This is a genomic window from Pedobacter sp. BAL39 (genome assembly GCF_000170795.1).
In the GTDB taxonomy this organism is placed as follows: domain Bacteria; phylum Bacteroidota; class Bacteroidia; order Sphingobacteriales; family Sphingobacteriaceae; genus Pedobacter.
This window is the reverse complement of sequence record NZ_ABCM01000003.1, coordinates 1-26,549: the sequence shown is the minus strand read 5'-3', so window position 1 is coordinate 26,549 and position 26,549 is coordinate 1. Positions and strand designations below refer to the sequence as shown.

23 protein-coding genes and 1 other RNA gene are annotated in these 26,549 nt (G+C 44.1%); 14 read left to right on the top strand and 10 right to left on the bottom strand.

The window, feature by feature from the left end:
- Positions 1–53: 53 nt before the first annotated feature.
- Positions 54–1,238 carry a proline dehydrogenase family protein gene (locus PBAL39_RS04480; RefSeq protein ID WP_008238777.1) on the bottom strand — a complete coding sequence of 395 codons (1,185 nt, stop codon included), beginning with the start codon at positions 1,236–1,238 and terminating at the stop codon, positions 54–56.
- Positions 1,239–1,334: 96 nt separating this feature from the next.
- On the opposite strand from PBAL39_RS04480, the gene PBAL39_RS04475 reads away from it, so the two are divergent.
- The 6 genes from PBAL39_RS04475 (at position 1,335) to aroC (ending at position 7,585) form a co-directional block, all read left to right on the top strand.
- Entirely contained in the window at positions 1,335–1,541 is a 207-nt protein-coding gene (locus tag PBAL39_RS04475) for an RNA-binding S4 domain-containing protein (RefSeq protein ID WP_008238774.1), read from the top strand.
- On the top strand, positions 1,542–2,618 hold the full coding sequence (aroB, locus tag PBAL39_RS04470; protein WP_008238772.1) for a 3-dehydroquinate synthase: 1,077 nt from the start codon (positions 1,542–1,544) through the stop codon (positions 2,616–2,618).
- Between the two features lie 455 nt (positions 2,619–3,073).
- The gene (locus tag PBAL39_RS04465) at positions 3,074–3,910 is read left to right on the top strand and encodes a prephenate dehydratase (RefSeq protein ID WP_008238771.1); all 837 of its coding nucleotides are present in this window, start codon (positions 3,074–3,076) and stop codon (positions 3,908–3,910) included.
- 67 nt (positions 3,911–3,977) lie between these two features.
- Positions 3,978–5,117 (top strand): chorismate mutase, encoded by a 1,140-nt coding sequence (locus tag PBAL39_RS04460; protein ID WP_008238770.1) that lies wholly within the window; start codon positions 3,978–3,980, stop codon positions 5,115–5,117.
- Between the two features lie 3 nt (positions 5,118–5,120).
- The gene (gene aroA, locus PBAL39_RS04455) at positions 5,121–6,374 is read left to right on the top strand and encodes a 3-phosphoshikimate 1-carboxyvinyltransferase (protein ID WP_008238768.1); all 1,254 of its coding nucleotides are present in this window, start codon (positions 5,121–5,123) and stop codon (positions 6,372–6,374) included.
- A 119-nt stretch (positions 6,375–6,493) separates the two neighbouring features.
- The gene (aroC, locus tag PBAL39_RS04450) at positions 6,494–7,585 is read left to right on the top strand and encodes a chorismate synthase (protein ID WP_008238766.1); all 1,092 of its coding nucleotides are present in this window, start codon (positions 6,494–6,496) and stop codon (positions 7,583–7,585) included.
- Between the two features lie 126 nt (positions 7,586–7,711).
- Here aroC and PBAL39_RS04445 read toward each other — a convergent pair whose 3' ends face one another.
- Positions 7,712–10,141, bottom strand: a complete 2,430-nt coding sequence (locus tag PBAL39_RS04445; protein WP_008238764.1) for a thiamine pyrophosphate-dependent enzyme — start codon at positions 10,139–10,141, stop codon at positions 7,712–7,714.
- 128 nt (positions 10,142–10,269) lie between these two features.
- Between PBAL39_RS04445 and PBAL39_RS04440 the strand changes: the two genes are divergently transcribed.
- The 6 genes from PBAL39_RS04440 to PBAL39_RS24500 all read left to right on the top strand — a co-directional run bounded on the left by PBAL39_RS04440 (position 10,270) and on the right by PBAL39_RS24500 (position 13,881).
- Positions 10,270–10,662, top strand: a complete 393-nt coding sequence (locus PBAL39_RS04440) for a DUF1573 domain-containing protein (RefSeq protein ID WP_008238761.1) — start codon at positions 10,270–10,272, stop codon at positions 10,660–10,662.
- 63 nt (positions 10,663–10,725) lie between these two features.
- Positions 10,726–11,928 (top strand): pyridoxal phosphate-dependent aminotransferase, encoded by a 1,203-nt coding sequence (locus tag PBAL39_RS04435; RefSeq protein ID WP_008238759.1) that lies wholly within the window; start codon positions 10,726–10,728, stop codon positions 11,926–11,928.
- Positions 11,929–11,995: 67 nt separating this feature from the next.
- Positions 11,996–12,362: a transfer-messenger RNA gene (gene ssrA, locus PBAL39_RS24995) on the top strand.
- 180 nt (positions 12,363–12,542) lie between these two features.
- Positions 12,543–12,824, top strand: coding sequence for a type II toxin-antitoxin system RelE/ParE family toxin (locus PBAL39_RS25900; protein ID WP_008238756.1), 282 nt, complete (start codon positions 12,543–12,545; stop codon positions 12,822–12,824).
- 10 nt (positions 12,825–12,834) lie between these two features.
- The gene (locus PBAL39_RS04425; RefSeq protein WP_008238754.1) at positions 12,835–13,131 is read left to right on the top strand and encodes a HigA family addiction module antitoxin; all 297 of its coding nucleotides are present in this window, start codon (positions 12,835–12,837) and stop codon (positions 13,129–13,131) included.
- Positions 13,132–13,158: 27 nt separating this feature from the next.
- Positions 13,159–13,881, top strand: coding sequence for an FRG domain-containing protein (locus tag PBAL39_RS24500; RefSeq protein WP_008238753.1), 723 nt, complete (start codon positions 13,159–13,161; stop codon positions 13,879–13,881).
- 95 nt (positions 13,882–13,976) lie between these two features.
- On the opposite strand, the gene PBAL39_RS04415 is transcribed toward PBAL39_RS24500, so the two are convergent.
- Entirely contained in the window at positions 13,977–14,156 is a 180-nt protein-coding gene (locus PBAL39_RS04415) for a hypothetical protein (RefSeq protein WP_008238751.1), read from the bottom strand.
- Between the two features lie 291 nt (positions 14,157–14,447).
- On the opposite strand from PBAL39_RS04415, the gene istA reads away from it, so the two are divergent.
- Together istA and istB are read left to right on the top strand one after the other, a co-directional pair.
- A complete protein-coding gene (gene istA, locus PBAL39_RS04410; RefSeq protein ID WP_008238749.1) occupies positions 14,448–16,001 on the top strand; it encodes an IS21 family transposase in 1,554 nt (517 codons plus the stop codon).
- A gap of 21 nt (positions 16,002–16,022) precedes the next feature.
- Complete coding sequence (gene istB, locus PBAL39_RS04405; protein WP_008238748.1) at positions 16,023–16,760, top strand: IS21-like element helper ATPase IstB; 738 nt, start codon at positions 16,023–16,025, stop codon at positions 16,758–16,760.
- Between the two features lie 11 nt (positions 16,761–16,771).
- Here istB and PBAL39_RS25220 read toward each other — a convergent pair whose 3' ends face one another.
- The 7 genes from PBAL39_RS25220 to PBAL39_RS04375 form a co-directional block, all read right to left on the bottom strand.
- Entirely contained in the window at positions 16,772–16,942 is a 171-nt protein-coding gene (locus tag PBAL39_RS25220) for a hypothetical protein (protein ID WP_008238746.1), read from the bottom strand.
- A gap of 26 nt (positions 16,943–16,968) precedes the next feature.
- Positions 16,969–18,141 (bottom strand): glycoside hydrolase family 130 protein, encoded by a 1,173-nt coding sequence (locus PBAL39_RS04400; RefSeq protein WP_008238743.1) that lies wholly within the window; start codon positions 18,139–18,141, stop codon positions 16,969–16,971.
- Between the two features lie 56 nt (positions 18,142–18,197).
- Entirely contained in the window at positions 18,198–19,334 is a 1,137-nt protein-coding gene (locus PBAL39_RS04395) for a PQQ-dependent sugar dehydrogenase (protein ID WP_008238741.1), read from the bottom strand.
- 84 nt (positions 19,335–19,418) lie between these two features.
- Positions 19,419–20,285, bottom strand: coding sequence for a sugar phosphate isomerase/epimerase (locus PBAL39_RS04390; protein WP_008238739.1), 867 nt, complete (start codon positions 20,283–20,285; stop codon positions 19,419–19,421).
- 32 nt (positions 20,286–20,317) lie between these two features.
- Positions 20,318–21,664, bottom strand: a complete 1,347-nt coding sequence (locus PBAL39_RS04385) for a Gfo/Idh/MocA family protein (RefSeq protein ID WP_039866128.1) — start codon at positions 21,662–21,664, stop codon at positions 20,318–20,320.
- Positions 21,665–21,800: 136 nt separating this feature from the next.
- Entirely contained in the window at positions 21,801–23,450 is a 1,650-nt protein-coding gene (locus tag PBAL39_RS04380; RefSeq protein WP_008238735.1) for a RagB/SusD family nutrient uptake outer membrane protein, read from the bottom strand.
- 13 nt (positions 23,451–23,463) lie between these two features.
- Positions 23,464–26,549: TonB-dependent receptor (locus PBAL39_RS04375; protein WP_008238733.1), on the bottom strand; the 3,086-nt coding region annotated here is incomplete at its 5' end.

The following is a 26,549-nucleotide window of genomic DNA, read 5'->3' as shown; positions in this document are numbered from 1 at the left end:
AGATCATGAGTCCGAAGCGCCTACCGGTTTTTTTGCAGATATATTCCGAGCTACTACGCGTTTCTTCTTTTCTTTTCCTTGATAATCAATCCAAGCTCTCTGCTGGTTTGTCCTGCGATGGAAGTATTTTCTTGCGCCCTCCGGAACAGGTAAGGCATAACTGCCTTTATAGGGCCGTAAGGGACATATTTTGTCACATTATAACCGGCATCAGAAAGGTTGAAGCTAAGGTTATCACTCATACCCAGCAGCTGGGCAAAGTAAACATGCGGATGGTTATACTCAACATTATACTGATCAATCAACTCGGTAAGTAGCCTGCAACTGGTCTCATTATGTGTACCGCAAACAATAGCAATCTCATTGATATTGACCATGCTATATCTCAATGATTCATCATAGTCTTTATCAGAAGCTGCTTTATCTGGTTGTATCGGTGAGGGGTATCCCATCGCTGCAGCCCTTTCTCTTTCCTTCTCCATATAAGCGCCCCTAACCATTTTTACCCCCAGGATAAAACCTTCAGCCTTTGCAATCTCGTGGTCTGCCTTAATAGAAGCGAGTTTATCATGTCGGTACATCTGGTACGTATTGTACACAATAATGCCATTCTTATTGAACTTACGCATCATATCCATTGCCAGCTGATCGATCGTATCCTGAATCCAGGAATCTTCCGCATCAATCATTATGGGTACCTTTCGTTCGAATGCATTACGACAGATCTTCTCACAGCGTACTTTAACACGATCAAACTCCGCCTGTTCTGCATCGTTCAGGGTTTGTTGCGCATCCAGCTTCTCCAATAAAGCAAAACGGGCAATACCGGTGACCTTAAATACCGTGATCGGGATACGCGGATCTCCATCAGCCCTTTCAATGGTCCTGATGATCTCTTCGCAGGTGAAGTCAAATACAGTTTCTTTTTCTTCTCCTTCCACAGAATAGTCCAGTATAGTACCTACCCTTCCTGCAGCCAGCTGTTGAATTCTCTTTTCACACTCTGCAATCGTTTCCCCCCCGCAAAAGTGTTTAAAGATAGTCGCCTTGATGATGCCTTTGATGGGCAGTCCGATGTTTAGAAAAAAGTTGGTAATTGGTGGGCCCACACGCGTTAAAAAATTGCTACTGATAACCTTAAAAAGCCAGTATCCGGCGTTAAGGTCTGCATCTGACTGGTTTCTAAAAGCGATTTCCGTGTTGTCAAAATTGAGCGGTTTTTTGGGGGATGTTTCCATTTATGTTAAGGTATTAAACAAATTGTGTGCAAAAGTATAAATTCCACAGCATCCGGTGGTAAAACACTTTGTAAATAATTGTAAATTTGCCACATAATGATAGAATTCAAACTAGAAGGCGAATTTATTCCCCTGATCCAGTTGCTAAAAGCGACTGCCCTCGTACAAAGTGGTGGTGAAGCACAGACGGTTGTTGAAGACGGTCTTGTAAAATACAATGGAAAGGTAGATTACCGCAAACGCCTGAAGGTACGTGTGGGTGATGTAATTGATTTTATGGGCCAGAAAATAACTGTTATATAAATGAATGTATTAGAAAGCGACGGACATCAGATCCACTTTGAAACACAGTTAGCCGCACTTGCGCAACTGATTGAAGCAGGAAAATACAGCAAAGTATTCGTCTTTACCGATAGGAATACTTCTGAACTCTGCCTTCCAGTGTTCCAGTCGATGATGGACGACTACAGTAACTTTGATCTGATTGAAACAGAACCCGGAGAAGAAAATAAAAACATAGACTTTTGCATCGGCATCTGGAAAACCTTACTGGATTTTGAAGCAGACCGCAAATGTCTTATGATAAACCTGGGCGGCGGTGTCATTACCGACATGGGCGGCTTTATTGCCTCGACATACAAACGTGGCATTGACTTCATTAACATTCCAACCACATTGCTATCACAGGTAGATGCTTCTGTGGGCGGCAAAACAGGCATTGACATCGACAGTGTAAAGAATATGGTGGGGACCTTTACCTTGCCCCAGGCGGTATTTATTGAATCGGCGTTTCTGCAGACGCTTCCTTCCAGGGAGCTGCTTTCAGGATTTGCCGAAATGATCAAACACGGTTTGATTGTGGACGCCGACTACTACCAACGCCTGAAACAGTCGAACTATGAGCAAACTGCTCCTGAAGAAGTATATCGTTCAGTAGTCATTAAGAATGATGTTGTCACGGAAGATCCTCAGGAGAAAGGTTTGAGAAAAATCCTGAACTACGGACATACCATAGGTCATGCCGTGGAAAGTTATTCACTGATGAATGACCAGCAGCCACTTACCCATGGTGAAGCTATTGGCATTGGCATGGTCTGCGAAGCCTATCTATCTGTCACCAACAACTCCCTGAGTAAGGAAGAGTTGCAGGACATTGCTACCTATATTTCCGGACTGTATCCTGCATACCATATTAAGGAAGATAGCTTCGAAGAGCTTCTTGCTTTTATGCAAAGCGACAAAAAGAATGAACACGGGCAAATCCTTTTCTCTTTGCTGAGTAAAATTGGCAGCTGCGACTACAACTGCATCGTGACAGAGAAGGATATCCTGGAAAGTTTAAGATACTATAATACACAGGTATCTGCCGTTGCTGGTTAGCGCGACTAACAGGCGTTTCTGCTGCAGACCAAAGTATATGGTAGGATCGATACTAAGTCAGGCATTTTAACAGCAGTGAGAACAAGGTATGTGATATTGAAAGATATGCAGTTAAATGCTGAAGAAGGCTAATGTTTTGAGTTTCAGCCGATCCAATTTTAACAGCAAAAAATAATTTTTTATAATTAGCTATTGACAAATTAAATTTTGTTGCTACATTTGGAAAAACAAAAAAGAAATAACAGATCGAATGAGAAATATCACTACATATTGGTTTAGCTACTTTTACTACTTTAGTAAGAGCCGGGACTGATATGCAACAAAAATCATAAGATATAAATGTATATGAAAAGTCCCGGCACACAGCCGGGACTTTTTTTGTTTTAACCAAGCCGAAACCAAACAAGGAGCCCCATTATACCCTCCTCAATTTTAAAAGAAAAAGAAAAAATTAAATGAAAACGAATCAGACAAGAGTAGCAATTCAAGGCATCAAAGCATCGTTCCATGAAGAAGCTGCATTCAAGTTCTTTGGAAGAGACATCGAAACCATCGAATGCAAATCCTTCAAGCAGACCTGCGACAGCCTGGAGAACAACGAGTCTGACTTTGTGATCATGGCCATTGAGAATTCTATCGCCGGGAGCCTGCTCCCTAACTACACATTGATCCGTGATTATAACTTCGCCGTGGTAGGTGAAGTTTACCTGGCCATCCAGCTGCACCTGATGGCATTACCGGGAGTGAAATTTGAAGACGTGAAGTATGCCACTTCCCACCCTATCGCCCTACGCCAATGTGTAGATTTCCTGGATGAATTTCCGCACATACAGGTAGTGGAAAGCAGTGATACCGCAGCCTGCGCCAAACGTATTAAAGATGAGCAGCTGACTGATACCGTTGCTATTGCAAACACCCTCGCAGCAGAACTTTATGGATTGAATATCATCGAAAGGAGAATAGAGTCCAACAAGAAAAACTTTACCCGCTTCCTTGTGCTTAAAAAAGACAAAACTGAAGAACTAAAAGAGATCAACAAAGCTTCGATCTGCTTCCAGGTGAGTAACCATGTGGGTGCTTTATCCAAAGTACTCAACATCTTTGCCGACCAGCATGTGAACCTTACTAAAATCCAAAGTATGCCAGTACTGGGCAAACGCAATGAGTATTATTTCTACGTGGATCTGGAATGGACAAACACAGAAGCGTACGATAAAGCAGTCCGCCAGGCGCTTAAATACACCGTTAACTTTAACATTATGGGTGAATATCTGAAAAATGACAAGGTTTAATCCTCAGGCTCATTTCAAAAACTAACCCTTTAAATAAAAAACACTTAAAAATAAACCCCAAAAAAAGATGAAACTACAATTGAACATCCAACCATTAAACACCTGGTTGAACATCAACAACGATCCTTTGATCATATCTGGCCCTTGCAGTGCTGAAACTGAAGAGCAGCTGTTAACTACAGCACATTTATTGGCTGCAACTGGAAAAGTATCTGTCTTAAGAGCAGGTATATGGAAACCACGTACCCGTCCTGGAGAATTTGAAGGAATCGGCAGCATCGGTCTGGAATGGTTAAAAAAAGCAAAAGCAGAAACCGGCTTACCTACTGCGGTGGAAGTTGCCAATGCAAAACACGTTGAAGAAGCGCTTGCTGCCGGTGTAGATATCCTTTGGATCGGTGCCCGTTCTACAGTGAACCCTTTCACTGTTCAGGAAATAGCTGATGCACTTAAGGGTGTAGATATTCCCGTTCTTGTAAAAAACCCGGTAAACCCTGACCTTCAGTTGTGGATCGGTGCATTAGAGCGCATCAATGGTGCTGGTATTACAAAACTAGGTGCAATCCACCGTGGATTCTCTTCTTTTGAGAAAAGCTCTTTCCGTAATGAACCAATGTGGGAACTTGCCATTCAATTGAAAACATTATGCCCTGAGTTACCGATCATCAACGATCCAAGTCACATCTGCGGTAACCGCGAGCTCATCCCTTACATCTCTCAGAAAGCATTAGACTTAGACATGCAAGGTTTGATGATCGAGTCTCATGTGGACCCATCAGTAGCCTGGACCGATGCAAAACAACAAGTCACACCATCTGCATTGAGCGATCTTGTTGACCGTCTGACTGTTCGCGAGCCGGAATCTAAAAACGAAGCATTTGTAGATCAGCTGGCTGACCTGCGCAAACAAATCGATAAAATTGACGACCAGTTACTTCAGAAACTTGGGGAGCGCATGGCTATAGTTGGTAAAATCGGTGAGTTCAAACGCGACAATCAGGTGACCATTCTTCAGGTAAATCGTTGGGATGCCATTCTGAACAAAGGTATTTCTTTCGCCAAAGCACTAAAACTGGATCTAAACTTCACAGAAAAATTCCTGGAGCTAGTACACGGAGAATCTATCCGCAAGCAGACAGAAATCATGAATGAAGGTAAAGCAGAAAAAGGAATTGCTGCTGAAACACACACTGAAGTTAAGTCGTAGTAAATGAGTAAAAACGCAATTGTTTCTTTTGCGGGGAACAAACACATCCATACAGAAATCACCCTCACAGGTTCAAAAAGCGAGTGCAACAGGGCGCTGATCATCAGTGCCCTGAGCAAGGGCGCAGTGGCAGTGGCCAATATGTCTATTGCCGCCGATACGGTTACGCTCGCCCGCATTTTGAAACAGGTTTCTACCCACAACCCACATCAGCAAACGGTTGATGTGGGCCCTGCGGGGACAGCCATGCGCTTCCTGACGGCCTTCCTCTCTGCCCTGCCGGGTGATTTTAGACTGACAGGTACGGAAAGAATGAAGCAAAGACCAATCGGCATCCTTTCTGAAGCTTTGAAAACCATTGGAGCCAACATCAGCTACCTTGGCGAAGAGGGGTATCCGCCGCTACACATCAACGGGCCGCTAAATCAAAGTGCAGACACGGTAAAAATTAAAGGAGACATCAGCAGCCAGTATATTTCTGCACTATTGATGGTTGCACCCAGATTGCCTGAGGGATTAACCCTGGAAATTGAAGGGGAACTGACATCCGTCCCTTATGTCAAAATGACCTTAGATATGCTTACCGAAGCCGGCATCAGCCATGAGTGGTCGGCACAACAGATCAGCATCAAACCACAATCTTTTAAGGCCACAACACTGACAGTAGAGCCCGACTGGAGCGCCGCTTCTTACTGGTACAGCATCGCCGCGCTTGCATCTGAATCAGCCATTGAACTGCCTTATCTAAAAGAAAAAAGCCTGCAAGGAGACAGTCGCATCCGGGAGATTATGACCGCTTTTGGTCTACACACTAGCAATACGGCTAATGGTATCGCCCTGAGCAAAATCCCTGCTGCTTTCACTGATGAGGTACTGGATCTTAAAGACTGTCCTGATTTGGCGCAGACCGTTATCGTATGTGCGGCAGCCATGAAAAAGAATCTGGCGTTTACCGGACTGGAAACATTGAAAATCAAAGAGACTGACCGCATTAAAGCATTGCAGAATGAACTGGCCAAGATCGGTGTGACACTGACGGAAGATCATCTGGTGTACACGCTGAACTGCGACGGATTACATTTCCCGGAACGAGTAACCTTTGCAACCTATGAAGACCACAGGATGGCAATGGCCTTTGCACCACTTAGCCTCCTGATCAATGAAGTGGTTCTTGAAGAAATGGATGTGGTAGAAAAGTCGTACCCGGACTTCTGGAAAGATTTGCAAACTGCCGGGTTTACGGTAATAACGGCTTAATCCTACATCAGACATCCAGTATGGTATCTCATATAAAAGTAGGTACAAATAATACTAGTGTTGTCAATAGAGAATTATCATAGATAGTAATTATCAATTAGAAAATTAACGAACCAAAAATGGCAGGTAATACATTCGGACAATTATTTCGCATCAGCACTTTCGGCGAGTCACATGGTACGGCTATTGGCGTAATCCTGGATGGCTGCCCGGCGCAGCTACCCATAGATCTGGAATTCATCCAGTCGGAGTTAGACAAACGCAGACCGGGCCAGTCAAAGATCACCACCCAACGAAAGGAAAGTGATACAGTACAGATCCTTTCTGGGACTTTCGATGGAAAAAGTACAGGTACTCCTATTGCGATGCTGATTCCCAATGAAGATCAGCGCAGCAAGGATTACAGTCACAATACCGACGTTTATCGCCCATCGCATGCAGATTATACCTACGATGCTAAGTATGGTATTCGCGACCATCGGGGTGGTGGACGTTCGTCGGCCAGGGAGACAGCAGCGAGGGTTGCCGCTGGTGCTATTGCAAAGCTTTTGCTGAAACATTATGGCATCGAGATCTTTGCTCATGTATCCGCAGTAGGGAAAATCAATGCACCCAATCTTGAGCAGCTGCCTGTTGAAGAACTATTGACAACAAGAGAAGAGAACATTGTTCGCTGTGCAGATCCGGCAACAGCCAAACAGATGGTTGACTGTATCGATGCCATCCGCAAGGACGGCGATACCATCGGTGGCAAAGTCAGCTGCATCATCAGAAATTGCCCCGTGGGACTTGGTGAGCCTGTATTCGACAAACTCCATGCGGATCTTGGGAAAGCCATGCTCAGCATCAACGCGGTACACGGATTTGAATATGGATCTGGTTTTTCCGGCAGTGAAATGAGAGGTTCTGAGCATAACGACGTTTTCATCGCCGGAAGTAACACACCTAAAACACTCACTAACTTCTCCGGAGGCATTCAGGGAGGTATCAGCAACGGTATGGAGATCAACTTTACAGTAGCCTTCAAACCTGTGGCGACGATTATGCACAATCAGCAGACCATCAACGCGGCTGGCGAGGCTGCGGAAATCAAGGGTAAAGGACGTCACGATCCCTGTGTCGTTCCACGCGCCGTTGTAATCGTTGAAGCTATGGCGGCCTTGGTACTTGCTGATCATTTGCTAAGAAACAAAACTAGCAAACTGGATTAGATATGCTGCTTACACGGCAAAAAAGCCTGTATGTATATCGGACTCATAATCTTTCGAAGGAGAGATTTTACATGTCTTCATCACATACAGGCTTTTTTTTTGCAGGGATCAGAAATTTCAGTGTAGTTAGAAAATCGCCGGATATTTAGCAGCATTATGCTCGTGCATCATTTCATAAACTATTTCAATCACATCATCGACCGAAGGCTTGCTGAAGTAATCACCATCAGAACCGTAAGGCGGACGGTGTGCCTTAGCTGTTAACGTACGGGGCTGTCCGTCAAGACTATAATAGCCATTTTGCTCTTCCAGCACTTTCTGCAGGATATAGGCAGCACCGCCGCCCGGAACATCTTCATCTACAACCAGTAACTTATTCGTTTTTGAAAGCGATTGAGCACACAGGTGACCAGTATCAAAAGGCAATAGGGTCTGCGGATCAACAATCTCTACGGAGATTCCCATTTTCGCAAGTTCTTCCGCGGCTTCCTCAACAATTCTCAGCGTAGATCCGTAAGAAACGACAGTGATGTCAGCACCTTCACGTACAATTTCTGCTTTACCAAGAGGAACCGTAAACTCACCTACGTTTTCGGGAAGCTTTTCTTTCAGGCGATATCCATTCAGGCATTCAATCACCAACGCTGGTTCATCCGATCGGAACAGCGTATTGTACATCCCGGCAGCCTGGGTCATATTCCGGGGCACACAAACATGTAATCCTCTCAATGATCCGAGGATCATCGACATAGGTGATCCCGAGTGCCAGACCCCTTCCAAACGGTGTCCGCGGGTCCTCATGATTACCGGAGCTTTCTGTCCTGCTTTTGTGCGGTAAGAGAGGCTAGCAAGATCATCACTTAAGACATTAAGGCCGTACAACAGGTAATCCAGGTATTGGATCTCGGCAATCGGCCTCAGGCCACGCAGGGCAAGACCTATTCCCTGTCCGACGATGGTCATCTCACGGATGCCGGTATCACTGATTCTCAGTTCACCATATTTCGCCTGCAAGCCTGCAAAACCCTGGTTTACGTCGCCAATAGCGCCTAGATCTTCACCGAAGGCTACCAGTCTGGGGTCCCTTGCAAAGTTGGCATCAAAACAGGCATTTAGCAACTCACGGCCATCCACCATTTTGCTGCCTGCGTGGAATTCAGGATGAAGGACACCAACAAGCGACGGGCTTTCATTTCCATCAGTATGTAATTTGGAGTTGTATCGTTCCTGATTAAGTTCAGCCTGTGCCTGATACCAGTTGATCAGCGCATTTCGTTCTTCTGAAGGCTGATGTAAACTTAGACGCAGGGCTTTTCTGGCCGTCGACATCACCTCTTTACGCATGGCATCAGGCGTGTTCATCAACTGAGCAGCAAGTTTTGCCAGGTCAGGGTTTCTTTTAGCAATGGCATTGACCAATGCGGCCACCTGATCTTTCTCTTCCTTGATAGAAGCAAGAAACTCGTTCCATGCTTCTCTTTGTACCCCGCGTACATAAGCTTTGGCTTCATCTTCCAGTGCGCTGAGTTCTTCCTCAGCGATAATGGCCGACTCCAGCATCCATTTGCGCATTTGTACGATACAGTCATATTCTTTCTCCCAGTCCAGTCTTGACTTATCTTTATAACGCTCATGGGAACCTGAAGTGGAATGCCCCTGAGGTTGAGTAACCTCTGTTACGTGGATCATGACCGGTATGTGATGTTCCCTGCAGGTATCTACGGCGCTCTGGTAGGTTTCACATAAGCCAGGGTAATCCCAGCCTCTTACTTTATAAATTTCAAGTCCTTCTCCCTTTTCGTCTCTCTGGAAACCTTTCAGTACCTCAGAGATATCTTCTTTAGTCGTTTGATATTTTGCAGGTACAGAGATGCCATAAGCATCATCCCAGATGGAAATGGCCATAGGGATCTGCAGTACCCCCGCTGCATTGATGGCTTCAAAGAAAACACCTTCGGAGGTAGAGGCATTGCCTATCGTACCAAATGCCACTTCGCTCCCATTTACAGAGAAGTTTTTCAGGTAGTTCAGCTCCGGGTTTTGCTTATAAAGTTTGGAAGCATAGGCAAGTCCGACCAGGCGGGCCATCTGTCCGCCAGTAGTAGAAATATCAGAAGAACAATTTTTAATCTGCGTCAGGTCTTTCCAACTGCCGTCGTCATTAATGGTACGTGTGGCAAAGTGACAGTTCATCTGTCTGCCTCCGGAAGAAGGATCAGCTTCAATACTCGGATTGGCATAAAGCTGTGCAAAAAACTCCTTCATCGTGCAGATGCCCGTAGCAAACGCAAACGTCTGATCCCGGTAGTACCCCGCACGCCAGTCGCCATTTTTAAATGCTTTAGCCATGGCAATCTGCGGCACTTCTTTGCCGTCGCCAAAAATACCAAACTTGGCCTTGCCCGTCAAAACCTCTTTACGCCCCAATAAACTGGCCTGTCTACTTTCATAAGCAATCTTATAATCGTTAATGACAATGGTCTTGAAATCCTCAAAACTTAATTCTGAAGCATCAATGGGATTCGTAGTAGGTTTTGCATCCGGCATCATAAGCATAAAATTAGTTAGGCGTCAAAGATACATAAAAGTTAAAGTATGACTTATGGCTGAAAGGTAATTTATATGTTGGAATAGTTTTTGAATTAACAGTCAAGAACATTAAATTTGCTTAAAACACCATAATCATGAAAAAGCTACTGTTGTTATTTACATTGTTTTTAGGAGTAACTGTTGCTGCTAACGCTCAGTCAAAACCCGCTGAATTTAAATTTGCGAAAGAAAGCCACGACTTTGGTAAGATTCCTACAGGAAAACCGGCCACAGTGGAATTTTCGTTTACTAACATAGGCGATCAGCCTTTAATCATCACTAAGGTAGAGACTACCTGCGGATGTACTGTTCCTACTTATACACAAACACCCGTTAAAAAAGGTGATTCTGGTGTGATCAAGGTAACCTACAATCCTACAGGTGCTGCATTGCCATTCAGCAAAAGCATTACCATCACTTCAAATGCAAAAACCACTACAAAGGTATTGTATATTAAAGGTGAAACTGTAGCTGCAGCTTCGAAGTAAAAATTTAAACAGATATTTTTAATAAAGACCTCGTTAATTGACGAGGTTTTTTATTTTTGCGCCATGCCAAAAATCTCAGAAAAAGGGGTTCAAATGCCCGCTTCACCTATAAGAAAACTAACGCCCTTTGCTGATCAGGCAAAGAAGGACGGCAAAAAGGTATATCACCTCAACATCGGTCAACCTGATATTGCTACTCCTGAAGTGATGCTCGACGCGATAAAAAACATTGATTTCGATGTATGGGCATACACGCCATCTGAAGGAACATTAGCATACAGGACCAAACTGGCCTCCTATTATAATAAACTGGGATATGGCATCACTCCGGAAGACATTCTCGTAACTGTGGGTGGTTCTGAAGCCATTACCATCGCCATGCAGACCTGCGTTAATGAAGGTGATGAGATCATTATCCCGGAGCCTTTTTATGCCAATTATAACGGTTTTGCCTGCATGAGTAATGTAGTTGTAAAACCTATCTTATCTTATATAGAGACTGGCTTTGCGCTTCCACCAATTGCAGAGTTTGAAAAGCTGATTACTGAAAAGACTAAAGCAATCATCATTTGCAACCCGAATAATCCTACTGGTTATCTGTATTCAAGGGAAGAACTGGAAGCATTGAAAGCACTTTGCCTGAAATACGATTTGTTCCTGTTTTCGGATGAGGCATATCGCGAGTTCTGCTATGATGGCAAGGAGTTCATCTCTCCTATGCACCTGGATGGTATCGATGACCATGTGGTAGTGATGGATACCGTTTCCAAGAGATACAGTGCTTGTGGCGCACGTCTGGGCTGCCTGATCACCAAAAACAAGGAAGTGATCAAATCCGGATTGAAGTTTGCCCAGGCCAGGTTAAGTCCGGGTATGGTTGAACAAATTGCAGGTGCTGCAGCTGTAGATACTCCCGACAGCTATTTTGAAGCGGTAAATAAAGAATATACCCTCCGTAGGGACACGATCGTTAAAAGACTGAATGCAATTGAAGGTGTTTTTTGTCCTAATCCGGGTGGTGCTTTCTATGTGGTGGCAAAGTTCCCGATTGATAATGCAGATGCTTTCTGTCAATGGATCCTTGAAAGTTTTGAGCATGAGGGACAGACCGTGATGATGGCTCCTGCGACAGGATTCTACTCTTCGGCAGGCTCTGGCAGCAACGAGGTAAGGATGGCTTATGTGTTGAATACTGACGACATTAATAATGCCATGGACTGCCTGGAATTTGCGCTTCAGCAATATCCCGGCAGGACTTTAGCATAAAATTCGTATATTTGTAACCTGATGGTAGTCATGGATTAGTTAACCTGCACGCCATCAGCTATGTACTGGGGCCGTTTTGGATTTGACAGGGTGGAGGTACGTATGTTAGCATGCAGTGCGTTGTATGGAGAGCACTTAAAAGAGAACATTCAAACTATAATTGGCGAAAATAACTACGCCTTAGCTGCCTAATTTAGAATTAGCATAGCTTTTGTCCCTCTGACTGCTGCGATGTTAGGTTAGAACCAGGGGCATCGAAATAACAACGCTGGCAATTGTAAGGTACGGTACAGTTGTGAGATAAAGTACCTAAGGAAAAAGACAAGGTAGGTTTCCGGCCCGTCTGCTCCCGACAATAAAATGGAAAACAAGCATGTAGAAGGCATAATTTGCCACACAACTGGACAAGGGTTCGAACCCCTTCGGCTCCACTAAGACCTCTGAGATCATCTCAGAGGTCTTTTTATTGATATGTAATTTTATACATATACATTAGAATCAGTGTCATGTGTAGAAAACGGCAAGTCCTAAAAAGAATTGTAAAAATAGAATGGGGGTATTGACAATGTACATACTAATGCTTACCTTTAACGTTAGTAACGCATGAAGTTAATATGATACTTTCTTTCGGATCTAAAGACACAGAGAAAATATGGAATGGTATTAGGGTATCAAAGCTACCTATAGAAATACAAACTATAGGCAGGAGAAAGCTACGTATGATTAGTAACTCACAGAATATTCAAGATTTAACCATTCCACCATCTAATAAATTGGAGAAGAAAAAAGGTGATTTAAAGGATTACTATAGTATCCGCATAAACGACCAGTGGCGTATAATTTTCAAATGGTCGGACGGAAATGCGAGCGAAGTAGAAATTATTGATTATCATTAATAAATGTATTATGGAAAAGCTACCTAACATTCATCCGGGTGAAATTCTAAATGAAGAATTTTTGATCCCTTTAAATATTACTGCTTATCGTCTAGCGAAGGAAACCAATATCCCTCAAACTCGTATTTCAGAAATTATTAAAGGAAATAGAAGAGTAACGGCGGATACTGCTCTACGTTTAAGTATCTTCTTTGGCAATTCCGCAAGGTTCTGGCTAGGCTTGCAAGACGATTATGACATAGAAAATGAGCTAATTGATAAATCGGAGGAATTTGGAAATATAAAAGCATTTGCGATAGCCTCGTAAATCTTGTTTTAGCACGATTGATCGAAAATGAAAGAAGTTGGGTGGAATGGGTGGGAGAGTTTTATTAGTAAAATAATTTCACTTGGAAAGCCTGATCCAGGTACTATAAACCTCTTCCGTGGTCAATCATGTTTTAAACCTCTTTTGCCTGCAATAGCGAGATTAGATCCAACAGTTGACACGACTGATCTAGAAAGAAATATGTTAGGAGAATTAAGGATTCGTGGTGGCCGTTTCTTAGAACAAGATGCAATAAAAGACATCGACTTGTTAGCCATTGCACAACACCATGGAATGGCTACAAGATTATTAGACTGGTCAACTAATGCATTGGTAGCAACATGGTTCGCCTGTATAGGAAATGACAACAATGCGAATGGGCATTTTTATTTTTATAGGACTTATCAGGATTCCATTTTTAATCCGCAATTAGATTTGGATCCTCTCAGTTTAACCTCTACAAAAATTTTTCGTCCTAATTCTAATAATCCTAGGGTAATTGCTCAGCACGGGTGGTTTTCTGTTCATCACTATCGACCATCTATAAATCCGAATGGTACAATCTCAGGTAATTTTGTTGGTTTGGAAAGTGATATGCTTCATTTTTTAAGTATATATCATTTTGAAATCCCAAGTGATGAAAAACCCAAAATCTTAGAGAATTTGAATTACTTAGGTGTCAACTTTGAATATCTATTCCCTGATATAGATGGATTATGCAAGAATATTAATAAAAATAATGGATACTAAATTTATGGCTATTATTTTATTTAATGAAAAATTTAACGCCTGTTAATTTGCCAAAGTACGTGTTCAGCAAGAGCCCCCTTTCCTCTCAAAATTGATCAAATTTCAATTTCATCTTCAACCGCTTTCACCAAAACATTTTCCTCATTAACCGCCTTTACCAACATCAAAAGCCGTAAAAAGGGTTCGTTTAAGCCCTCCTCGGCTCCACAACAAAAAACCCTATACCGCTGATTAACAATTAAGTTAAATCTTTGAGATAGGGGTTCTTTTATCATTCGCCTTTTTTTTAAAACACTGATAATCAAGCAAATAATAGTTCGAATTCCCTCTCACATATGATCATCATTTCCACCAAAACCACGACCAGTTGATTATCAAATCAATATTCTGGATATTACGGTTCGAATGGTGCCAGCTATTTCGGTCTGTTAGTGCCAGCGATTACGGTTTAAATGATGCCACTTTGGTGGTTTAAATTTTCATCCATTTATCGGTTTTTACGGTTCAAACTGTGCCACTTTAAAAGATCAAGAAAGAATTACCTTATCGCTATTAAATACAGCGATATGGCCAACAAACTTGATCCGATGGACTTAAAACAAATACTCACATTACATCTGGAGGGTTACAGTAACCGTAAAATAGGTTCTGTTCTCGGTATTTCCCGTAACACTGTCAACACCTATATGCAACTATTTGCTGGTAGCGACTATTCATGTCAGGAGCTTCTGGGGTTTGATACGGTTGCCTTATCCGAACTGTTCTCATCACATACCACCCTGGACACCATTCGCCACAATGAGCTCATGCTTTATTTTGAGGGGGTCAACAAGGCCCGGAACCATCCCGGTTTTACCTTCCTGTATCATTATCAGCAATATGTTGAGCTGGCGGCAGAACCTTACAGTTATACGCAGTTCCTTGAGCATTTTCGCCGCAAGTATCCTAAAGAAAAAGGGTCAATGAAACTTCAGCACTTGGCTGGCGAAGAAATGTTCATAGACTTTGCCGGTAAAAAGCTGCAGATCATCGATAAGCAGACCGGGGAGATTGTTCCCGTGGAAGTATTTGTAGCCATACTTCCCTGCAGCCAGTACACTTATGTTCAGGCATGTATGAGCCAAAAACGCGAAGACATGCTATCATGTTGTGCTGATGCCTTACGTTTCTATGGCGGATCGCCTAAAGCGATTGTATCGGATAACCTTAAGTCCGCAGTTAACAGATCGAGTAAATACGAGGCCGATATCAACCGTAGCTTTAAAGACTTTGCCCGCCATTATAATTGTGTTATCAACCCCACCCGTAGTTACGCTCCCCAGGACAAGGCGCTGGTTGAGAATGCGGTGCATTTGGTCTACCAGCGTATTTATTATGCTCTACGGGAAATGACCTTCTTTTCTCTGGAAGATCTTAACAGGGAAATTGCTGTCTTATTGGAGTGTTACAACACGCTTTTGTTCAAACGAAAAGAATCCAGCCGTATTGAACTCTTCCAAAGTATTGAACGTCAGTATCTAAAAGAGCTACCACCCAGTACCTATGAAATGAAAGACTATAAAAGGGCCAAGGTGCAGAAGATGGGTTACGCATACTTTTCTCCTGACAAATGTTATTACAGTGTTCCCTACCGATATATTGGAAAGGAGACCATGATCCACTACACCAAGAGTCGTATTGAGATCTATTATAATCATGAGAGGATTGCCCTGCATCAGCGTAACCTGAATAAAGGTAGCTACATCACTAACACAGATCACTTGAGCAGCACACATAAGTTCTACTCGGATTGGAGCCCTGAGTTCTTCAGGAAAAAAGCGTTGCCACATGGTGAATATGTTTTGGCATGCATAGAAAAAGTACTGGCCTCGCAGGATTACCCGGAAATAAGCTATAAGCGCTCTTTGGGCATTATTCATTTGAACCGTTCCTATGGCTCTGAGCGGCTCAATAATGCCTGCAAAAGGGCTCTGGCAACAGATAGCTGCTCTTACCTGCGCATAAAGAACATCCTGAAAAATAATATGGACAGACTGCCCGCTATTGATGAGCAACCCGATACCATAAAACCACATATACCTTTTCATAACAACATACGCGGTGCTTCCGCTTACCAATAAAGACAATCAAAAATCACAACAATGAATAATCAGACAGTTGAAAAACTACGTAACATGCGCCTTGGGGCGATGGCTCAATTACACCAACAGTATGTAAAGGAAAACAGGTTTGAAGGCATCACATGCGATGAATACCTGGCACTACTGACCGACCATCAGTGGGAAGACCGCGAGAACAACAAAATTGATCGGTTGCTGAAACTGGCAAACTTTAGGCAGAACGCCAGTCTTGCCGATATAAACTATGCCAGTGAAAGAAATCTGGACAAGAACATGTTTGCACGACTTGGCACACTGGACTTTACAATGAGAAAGGAGAACATCATTATATGTGGCGCCTCCGGCACAGGCAAAAGCTATCTCTCACAGGCCCTTGGACATCAGGCATGTCTTACTGGAGTAAAAACACTCTATACAGTAACCGCCAGGCTGATCAAAAAGCTGAAATTGAGCAAAGTTGATGGAACCTACCTCAAGGAACTGGAAAAACTAACTAAAATGGATCTGCTCATACTGGATGACTTTGGACTGCAGGCTTTCGATAACCAGGACCGGGAAACACTGATGGATATTATAGACGACCGGCATGGTAAAAAATCAACTATCATATCCTCACAAATACCAGTCTCGGCATGGTACGAAATTATCGGTGGTGAAGGAACTATTGCAGATGCAATATTGGATCGGATTGTAAACTCCTCACACAGGATTGATCTGAAAGGTGAATCCCTCAGAAAAGGAATATTGAAAAAGGAATAATCCCAGCTTTTTTATATCATTGTATGATCTTTTAAGTGGCACGGTTTGACCGAAATCACTGGCACCATCACGCCGAAATACCCATATTCCTCATTTAACGGATCCTTGCCTTCATCAAGCTCCCTCAGAATCATATCTGTGATCATTTTTGCAATTAAATTCAATACAGCTTCGGTTTTCATTTTTTCGGCATCGCTGACAAGCTTGTCTATTTGATGCCTTGCTCAGTTGACACGATCGGGTCGGGATCTGCGGGCCTTGCTGGATCAAATATCGCTACGGCAACTTTTGAATCTGCACAACCATAATACAGAAACCATTTGTGTTCGAACCAAACCATCCCCTCAATGAATACCGTGCCGTTTGTGTACTGTCCGCTTTTCTCGAACGCTTCCATTGGCTTAAGAAAAGGTACCTCGAGCCGGTCCAATAGTTTAGTGGGATCTGTCTTATCAAATAACATTTGACCGGCGCAATAGGCACCACCATTGAAACGCCTGTCACCTCGCTCATCTGCATGGTTCCTTCCATTATAAAACAGAATAATGCCTTTATCCGTCAAAATGCTGGGTGGGCCGCACTCCGTCATATCGCTATCAAAAAAGCCTTTTCGGGGAGATGCAAGTATCAACAAGTCTCCTTTTGAATCAACCATAGGTGTCCAGTCAATCAGGTTAGTTGATGTTGCTGCGTATACATGCCGCTCACCCCAATACATATAGTATTTTCCATTTATTTTAGTGATGACTTGCTGGTCGTTTTTTACGGCGGTCAATATAGAAGCAGACTTTGTGGGCATATTCAGAAATTTACCGGCGTAGGCATCTTGAAAAATCGGACCATGTTTAGTCCAACGCATCAGATCTTTAGAAGTAGCAGCCCCCAATCTGGGTAACTTACGGTTCCATTGTGTATATAACATGACGTAGGTTCCATCCTCTGTTACAGCCACACGAGGATCTTCGCAGCCACCAGGCCACTCGTATTCTTTTTGATCATCGTTACCAGGATACAATATAGGCTTGGCTTTCCGGGTAAAATGAAAACCATCTTTACTGCTTGCGTAACCCAGACGGGAGGTACGCGTACTAATTTTCACTCCACTTTTATCTTCAGAGCGGTAAAGGACCACAATTTGATTGTGCCTGACAGCCGCGGCAGGATTAAAAGTATCATTGGCTGCCCAACGTGTTTTCAAACCGGTCATCGGGTCTACAAATATTGCGGATGAATCAGGCGAAATGACAGGATTCATTCCCTTTGGCCTGGCAAATCCGCCAAAAGCCCAACCAGGTAATACATTTCGATTCTGAGCAAAGGCATCAGCATTAATAACAATAAAAAAAAATAGCAAGAGCCGGTAAAAAGATTTATTTTTCATGTCTGTAGATTGGTAATTTGCACTTAATGTGATCCGTCTATTGTAGGTTCTCTACATTACTTTTTGCTAATTTTATACAGCTTGCCGCTATCGGTACCTGCGTAAAGATTACCGTCTTTACCAATAGCCATACATCGCCAGCGTTCCTGCCTGCTCTCCAGCAAGCGCTCCTCACCAACAACTCTATTGTTCCTGATGACCAAACGCGCAATATGAACACCACCCAGGCCACCAAGTAAAATATTGTTTTTCCACTCAGGGATGTTGCCCGTGTAAAAAATCATACAACCCGGCGAAATGCTGGGATCCCAATAATAAACAGGTTGTAAAGTACCCTCTTTCTGCTGAATGCCTTCGTAAACTTTCTCCCCACTATACTCAATGCCATAAGTGACCACAGGCCAACCATAGTTTCCACCGGCTTTGATCAGATTGAGCTCATCGCCGCCACGCGGACCAAACTCAGCCTCCCACAAATCTCCTGTAGCAGGATTGATCGCCAAACCGTCCGGGTTACGAAAGCCTAAGGCATATATCTCGGGCTTAGCATTTGCCTTTCCTATAAATGGATTACCGGCCGCTGGCCTGCCCGTTTTAGTAATCCGGATGATTTTGCCGGTTGTAGCGCTCAGATCCTGTGCCTTTTGACGAATGTTATCCGCACTGCGATCGCCCGAACTCACCAGTATATTACCTTTTTGATCAAATACAAGCCTTGAGCCGTACTGCCCGCCACCTTTATGGCGGGGAACGGCTTCAAATATTACGCTTACATGCTCTAGCCTGGTCTCATCGGCAGACAACTTACCTTTGGCAACAGCCAATGCAGCACCGTTTTCACCCGGCTGGGCGTAGGTCCAATAAACCATACGGTTAGTTTTAAAATTGGGGTCGATGTTCACATCCAGCAAACCACCCTGGCCCTGGAAATGTACTTTTGGAAAACCTGTGATCGTTTTCACAATAGTGCCTTGCGTTGTCAATATTTGCATACTGCCAGGCTTACTGCTGATCAGCAGACGTCCATCAGGTAATACGCAAATACCCCAGGGGCCCTTCAGCTTGTCATTGATCACCTCATCTTTATATGCAGTCCTGCTTTTTACACTGCTTATACGGGTCTGCCCTTTAAAAGCAGGTCCATAGTCTGTATTAGCCTTTCTGGTTTCCACAGAAGTGACGGCCTGAGCCATAACAAGATTCGTTAATGATGTTAGCGCAATGGCTAACATCAATGGTTTATAAAGTTTTATTAGCATGAAGTTCTATTGTTATTTTTACTTTTTTAAGCTATTGAGATATTTGATACTTTCAGGCACTTGCGTGAGGCACGAACTGCTTTCATCTTCGATGTAATAATGTTTCACGCCAGCTTTGCGCGCGGCTTTGATCACCGCGGGAATATCAATTTGGCCGGTGCCTAAAATCACATCGTTATCCTTTGGAGTGCTACCCGAAAGGCTGCCACGTGCCACACCTTTCTTTAAATCTTTCATGTGCAATGCTTTATAGCGATTACCATATCTGGCCAATAATTGAGCTGGATCCTGTCCAGGCAAAAATGCCCAGAGGATATCCAGTTCCATACTGACATATTTAGGATCGGTGTTTTTCAGTATGTAATCGTACAAAGTGCCATCCTGGTAAGGCTGGTACTCGAAACCGTGATTGTGATAAATGAAAGTCAGGCCATATTTGTCTTTCAGCAGCTTACCATACTTATTAAAATCGGCAACCGCCTGTTTGGCATGTTCTAAGGTAAAAGGACCTTTGTGGGGAATATTAGCCACCCTAACGTAGGCTGCTCCCAACGCTAAGGCCGCTTTTCCTAATTCATCTGTCTTATTTATCAGGTCTTCGTAACTTCCCCCGTATGATGAACATTTGAGCCCCCTTGCATCGCACATTTTGCGCAAGTCTTCAGCTGTTTGTTTAAACAAGCTCGAAAATTCGATATCGGTTATTCCGTTATCTTTTATCCTATCCAGGGTGCCGGGCACATCTTCGGCAAACTGGTTTCGATAGGTATAAGATACAATACCGGGAGCTTCCGGAAATAGTTTTTTTTGGGCTACAGCGGTACTGCTAACCACAGTAGTGAGTAAAACCAAGCTTAGCAAGGCCTTTTTTAAATGATGGATCATGTTTTGAAATACTTATTTTAACAGAATGTTAACTAAACTTTAGGTTCCCATCCCGGCTCATAGCTACGTTGCCATAGCTTTTGTGCCTGGGGATCATTGAGAATATGGCCGTTCTTCGGGTCGAGATGGAGTTCCCGTCCTACACGCCAGGCTATATTGCTCAGCTGCATACCGATAATGCTTTTATGCCCGGTCTCCACATCGCAATTTGGTTTGCGGTTATTGCGTATCGCATCCAGGAAGTCCGCTACGTGCATGCTATCCAAACTCAGGCTCACGCTAGCCGTATTACGCCCCTGTACGGCTTCTTCTTTGGTTTTCGGGCCCACGTCTTTTATGAGTTTGCCTTTCAGGTCAAAGACTTTATAGGCATCAGTGCCGGTGCTTAGGCTTCCATTCTCGCCATAGAAAATAATCCCGCGCTCATCACCCTCGATTTTTCGCCCATTGGCACTGCTGCTTTCCCACATAATCATTTTCTTATCCGGATATTCCAGCGTCACCACCTGCGTATCAGGCGTTTCCCAATCGTCCTTATACGCATAGCGCCCGCCTGAGGAAGTTACTTTTACGGGATAATCAACACCTAATCCCCAACGGGCGATGTCCACCTCGTGCGTACCATTGTTCAGCGCCTCACCTGTTCCCCAATGCCAAAACCAGTGCCAGTTGTAATGGATCAAACCATCCTGGTAAGCAAGTCTTGGCGCGGGGCCCTGCCATAGAGCGTAATTTAAAGCGGTGGGCGCAATACCAGGTTTCAGGAAAGTAGGCTTACGATCGTTGGTGTACCAGGTTTTTGCATAATACACCCGGCCAATAATTCCTGCGTGTAATTGTTGTATGCCCTCGGTCAGTATCGGGGCCGAACGGCGCTGCGCACCCATTTGCACCACCCGGTTATGTTTTCTTGCCGCAGCAATTGCCAATTCTCCCTCGTGCGGGTTATGACTTAATGGCTTCTCTACGTAGACATGCTTTCCTGACTGGCAGCCCATAATGGTAAGCGGTGTGTGCCAATGGTCGGGGGTAGCGATGTAGATGGCGTCAATATTTTTATCCTGCATCACCTTGCGACAGTCACCCTCGGTTTTGGGGACATTAATTTGATGATTATCGGCTACAGCTTTTAGCGCTTTGGCAAAAACCCTCGTATCCACATCGCAAAGTGTAAGTATCTCTGCATTCTTTTGCCGCGCAAAAGTAGCTGCCATGCTAGTGCCGCGGCCATTTAAACCTATAATGGCTACCTGGATGCGTTCGTTAGCGCCAATAATATTGCGATAGCTTTTCGCACTCATGCCAAAAAGGCTGTTAGTGGCCAAAACTCCAGCCGATGCGACAGCTATTTTTTTAATAAAATCTCTTCGTTTCTCCATAACATATATGATTGGGGTAATGATTATGGTAACAGTCATAACGGCTGATAAAACCGGATAGCTGATACCGATGATAAATATTTGTTGAATGGCATTAACTTAGCCATGCACTGTTCCATGCATGGCTAGTCAAAAATTAAAATCCTGTATTTTGCGGATATTTATCGCCTGTAATGATTCTGTCTATCTGACTTTGCGGTATAGGTCTCAAAACATGCTTGTCCTGAATGTTTGGTGCGGCATCTGGGTTATAAAGCTTGACGCGCTCGACAAGCTTATTCGCGCTTACCAGATCCAACCAGCGAGTTTGCTCTCCGCACAACTCACGAGCCCGCTCATCCAGGATGTAGTCCAGCGTAATCTGTGCAGGTGTAACATTCATTGCTACAGTATTACCTGTTGGGTAAGCCGCGCGCGCCCTTACCACATTGATATATTTTGCGGCATTCGTATTGTCCCCCAGATTGATTGCCGCTTCAGCAGCCAGCAGATAGGTTTCTGCCAAACGATACACGATAATCGGTCTAACCGAAGGATCGTTAATTCCAGCCCGTTTTGTATCCTGATATTTGGTCATTGTTGGATATAATTGTAAGGTGTAATTACGCGGAGGAACCAGTAAGTAACGACTTGCACTAACCTTGGCGTTGGTCACATCAAACCCAGGCATATAAATAGCCGTATCACCCAAGGCGTATTTAGGAACTCCATTAACCTTCGGGATTTTATCAGCCGAGTTAGACAGCCATACCGACTGAAAGGTTTTATAGTATCTCGTGTCATTTGTTTTATCCGCAAAGCAAACATTTGAAAGCCAGCTGGTCAATTGAACGCGGCCATATGGACGACCGTAAGCCATAGAGCGAACCAGGCCCGGAAAATTTTCATAACCCATAACGTAATGAAAATTTAATTCATTGCTGATACCATTATAAGTCAGGTTCGAGGTATGCTGAACGCTCCAGAGGACCTCCCGGCTGGCCTCGTTGCCTTCTGCAAAAACAGAACCGAAATCTGGCAACAAACCAAGGTTTAAAGTCGCTAAGTTATCGATTAACCCTCTTGCCGTGTTGTAAGCGTTCTGAAAATCGTCTGGTTGTTTAGCAGATGAATAGGCTCTAGTCAAATAAACTTTTGCCAACAGATGCGATGCCGCAGCAGCGGTTGCCTTACCTGGCAATACCCCGTTCAGGGTCGGGCTTGACGGAAGGGAAGCAATTGCCTCCTTCAGATCTTGCACAATAAAACTATAGATGTCCGCAATTGGCGCTCTGTCTGCACTGGTGCTGGGTTCGCTGATGAAATTTTTGTTCAGGGTTACAGGACCGAAAAACCGAACCAGCAAAAAGTAGTAGTTAGCACGGAGAAATTTGGCTTCAGCTACTTTCTGTTTAACGGTGTTGGCATCAAGTCCAGTTACCGTTGCACCATTGTCAATGATGCCATTGCAGGTATTGATGAAAGTATAGCATGGATTCCAGACACCAGATAAAAATCCACTGCTGGCATCATAACTGCTGGAATAAACGTTAAAGTTGGAGTTCCCGCCCCCTCCGGATTTAAATTCATCTGTTCCGGGCACGGTCATGGTCATCAGGTTTTCCGATCCCCATAAATTACGGTTTCCAGCATACGCAGCATCAAGCCCAGACTGGAAGCCTTGTGCGGTTTTAAAATATTCTGGCGTAAGTGAAGATTTTGGATCTTCAATCAGTTGCTTATTGCAACCTGAAGTGATGAAAGCTACGGACGTGATCGCTAAAATGCGATATAAAAATGTGCTCATGTGTACGAATCAATTAAAATGAAACATTCAAACCAAACAATAGAGATTTAACCGGGGGCGTATCAACTCCAAGCGTACCGGCCGATTCAGGATCAGCTCCACTAAACTGCTTGTGCAGTGGAGAAAACAAGATGATCGCATCGTTCAATGAGGCATGCACCCGTAAATTTTTCAGCTTGATCTTCGATGCAATTAGAGCGGGGAACGTATATCCCAGGCTGATCGTCCTGATTTTAAGATAGGACGCATTATAATAACCCAGTAAATCCCCATAAGCAGGTGATCCGACATTAAAATTAGGTTTCGGATATTTATTTGCGCGGTTCGTTGGCGTCCAGTAATCGACATTTAAGTTGTTGGCCTTCCCGTTAAGCGCGTTGACATTGCTTCCGGGCTGTAGCCAGGTGGCGATTTGCGTTCCTCCAACGCGGTAAGATCCGACAACAGCCAGATCAACACCCCGGTAACTGAACCGATTGGTGAAACCGCCAAAAAAATCAGGTTGCCGGGTCCCCAAAATGGTGCGGTCCTTGGAATTGATGACACCGTCTCCGTTTAAGTCCGCTACCCTGATGGTACCAATTACAGAGGCAGCTCCGGTAAGGGTCAGATTAAGACGCTTAGCTTCGGCGGAATCTATTGGTGTATTCTGCCAGATGCCTACCCGCTGGTAATTATAGAGCGAACTTATCGGGGATCCGACAAATCTGTTATTGCCGACATCTTCGGTCACACCATTTTGCAATGCCGTAATCTTGTTGCGGTTAAAAGTCATATTGAAATTGGTCGTCCAGGCAAAATCTTTCCTCGACCCGGCTTTGATATTGACCGAATTGATGGTTATTTCTAAACCTCTATTTTCCGTCTTGCCTACGTTGGCCAGGAATTGCGAGGTATAGCCGGTGGTGATCGGAAGATTTTGAGGAAGTATTAAATCGCTGGTTTTTTGCTGATAAACATCCACTGTACCAGTTATCCGCTCCTTGAACAAACCGAAATCCATACCGATATTCAATGATGCCGTGTACTCCCAACCGAGCTTAGGATTGGGTACATTATTGGGATAGGTGCCTGTTACATTAGTTGTTCCGTAGTTGTAATTAATGATACCAAGGCCGCCCAGCGTCTGATAAGGACTAACCGCTGCATTACCTACTGTACCATAACCAACACGCAGTTTCAAGCTGGACACCGCATTGATACTTTTCATAAAACCTTCTTCGGTGATATTCCAGCCAACTGCTGCCGAAGGGAATAAATGATATTTATTTCCTGGAGCCAGCGTGGATGAGCCGTCAGATCGCATCGTCAGCGTGAGCAGGTACTTACTCTTAAAGTCATAGTTGATGCGGCCCATAAAAGAAACAATGGAGAATTTGGAATATCCGCCTGTTCCCTTAAAATTAGAACCCAGTTCCGGGTTGTAATATTGTACATCATCAGCCAGGATATTATTATAGGTCAATGTCGTACTGTACTTATTATCCTGCTGATAACTGAAAAGCCCCGTTCCTGTAAAATGATGGTTCCGGGCAAATGTATTTTCGTAAACAAGAAGGTTTTCCAGGGTAAAATTCCGATAATCATAATTGCTGTTTCTGGCTGTGGAGGGGCCGCTTAAATTTTGAAAGGTGGTACTGCCAAAGAAGTCCCCGTAAGTCTCAGGAGTCAGTTCCACCCCACCATTGAATCTATATTTAAGATGAGGGCTGAATTGTGCCTCACCATAAACGGTTGTGAAAGTGTTGTAACGGGTTCTGTTCTGAACTACGGCGCCAGGAACAAGATTGGCAAGCGGATTATAAATCAGGGAGCCACCACCTGGAAATGGGATCAAATTACCTGCCGCATCATAGGGAACGGTCAGGGGGCTGGATTGCAAAGCTTGAGCTACCGGGTTTATCCCCTCCCCATTGGTCCTGCTCACTGAATTGATTGAGCTGATCCCCACTTTAAAAATTTTTCCCAATTGCTGATCGACACTCACCTTGAAACTGAAGCGCTGAAAAGAAAGTCCTGGAAAAACGCCGGTTTCACCAAAATAACCTGCCGAAATCGCATACTTTGTTTGCTCGCTACCGCCCGACAAACCCAACTGATGATTAGTCCGGAAGCCATTTTTAAAGATCTGTTTTTGCCAGTTGGTATTAGTTCCGTTCTGTAAGCCGGCAAGCTCCGCTGGCAAAAAAGTGATGCCATCGGTGTAGAACCTTGGATCATCTATGCCATTATAAGGATTGGGCGCGTTAATTACATTCGGGTTGTTCGCATGATAGCTCCCCCATTTTTTATAAACCTGATAGGCATCAGGTTCCATCACATCGTAATACCCCAGGGGCTTCATCACGCCGGCGTAGTTGCTATAAGTTATAACAGGCGCACCGGTTTTGCCGCGTCTGGTAGAAATGAGTATCACACCATTCGCCCCCCTTGAGCCATAAATTGCAGTCGCTGATGCATCCTTCAATATCTGAACAGACACTACATCATCCTGGTTCAGGTCGTTGATATAAGTTCCGTTAAAAGGAATCCCGTCCACAACGTACAGGACATCATTGGTTGCCCCTAATGAACGTTGCCCGCGAACTGAGATAGATGGTGTCGATCCTGGATGGCTATTGCCGCCGCTTTTTTGAATATCCAGGCCTGGTGCCTGACTTTGAAGTGCACTAACCAGGTTGGCAACAGGCACGCTCTTCAAAGCCTCCTCATTTACCGAGGCAATTGAGCCCGTCACATCGGCCTTTTTCTGGGAGCCATACCCCACGACGACCACGTCATTCATTGTAGATACCTTTTCTTTCAAAGTGACATCTATCTGAGTTCGGTTATTAACTGCAACCTCCAAAGTCTCATAGCCTATGGCCGAGAAAACGAGGGTTTGGCTGCCATCCGGTAACTTTATCGTAAACTTACCGTTGGAATCGCTATTGGTACCTAATGCAGTCCCCTTGATCCTGATGGTAATTTGGGGGAGCGTTCCGCCTTGATCATCCCTAATGACTCCTGTTACTACAACATCGGCGAAGTCCTTATTGATTAAGGGAGGTTTCCTTTTGATCACAACGGTCTTCTCATATAGGGTATAACTGAGCGGTT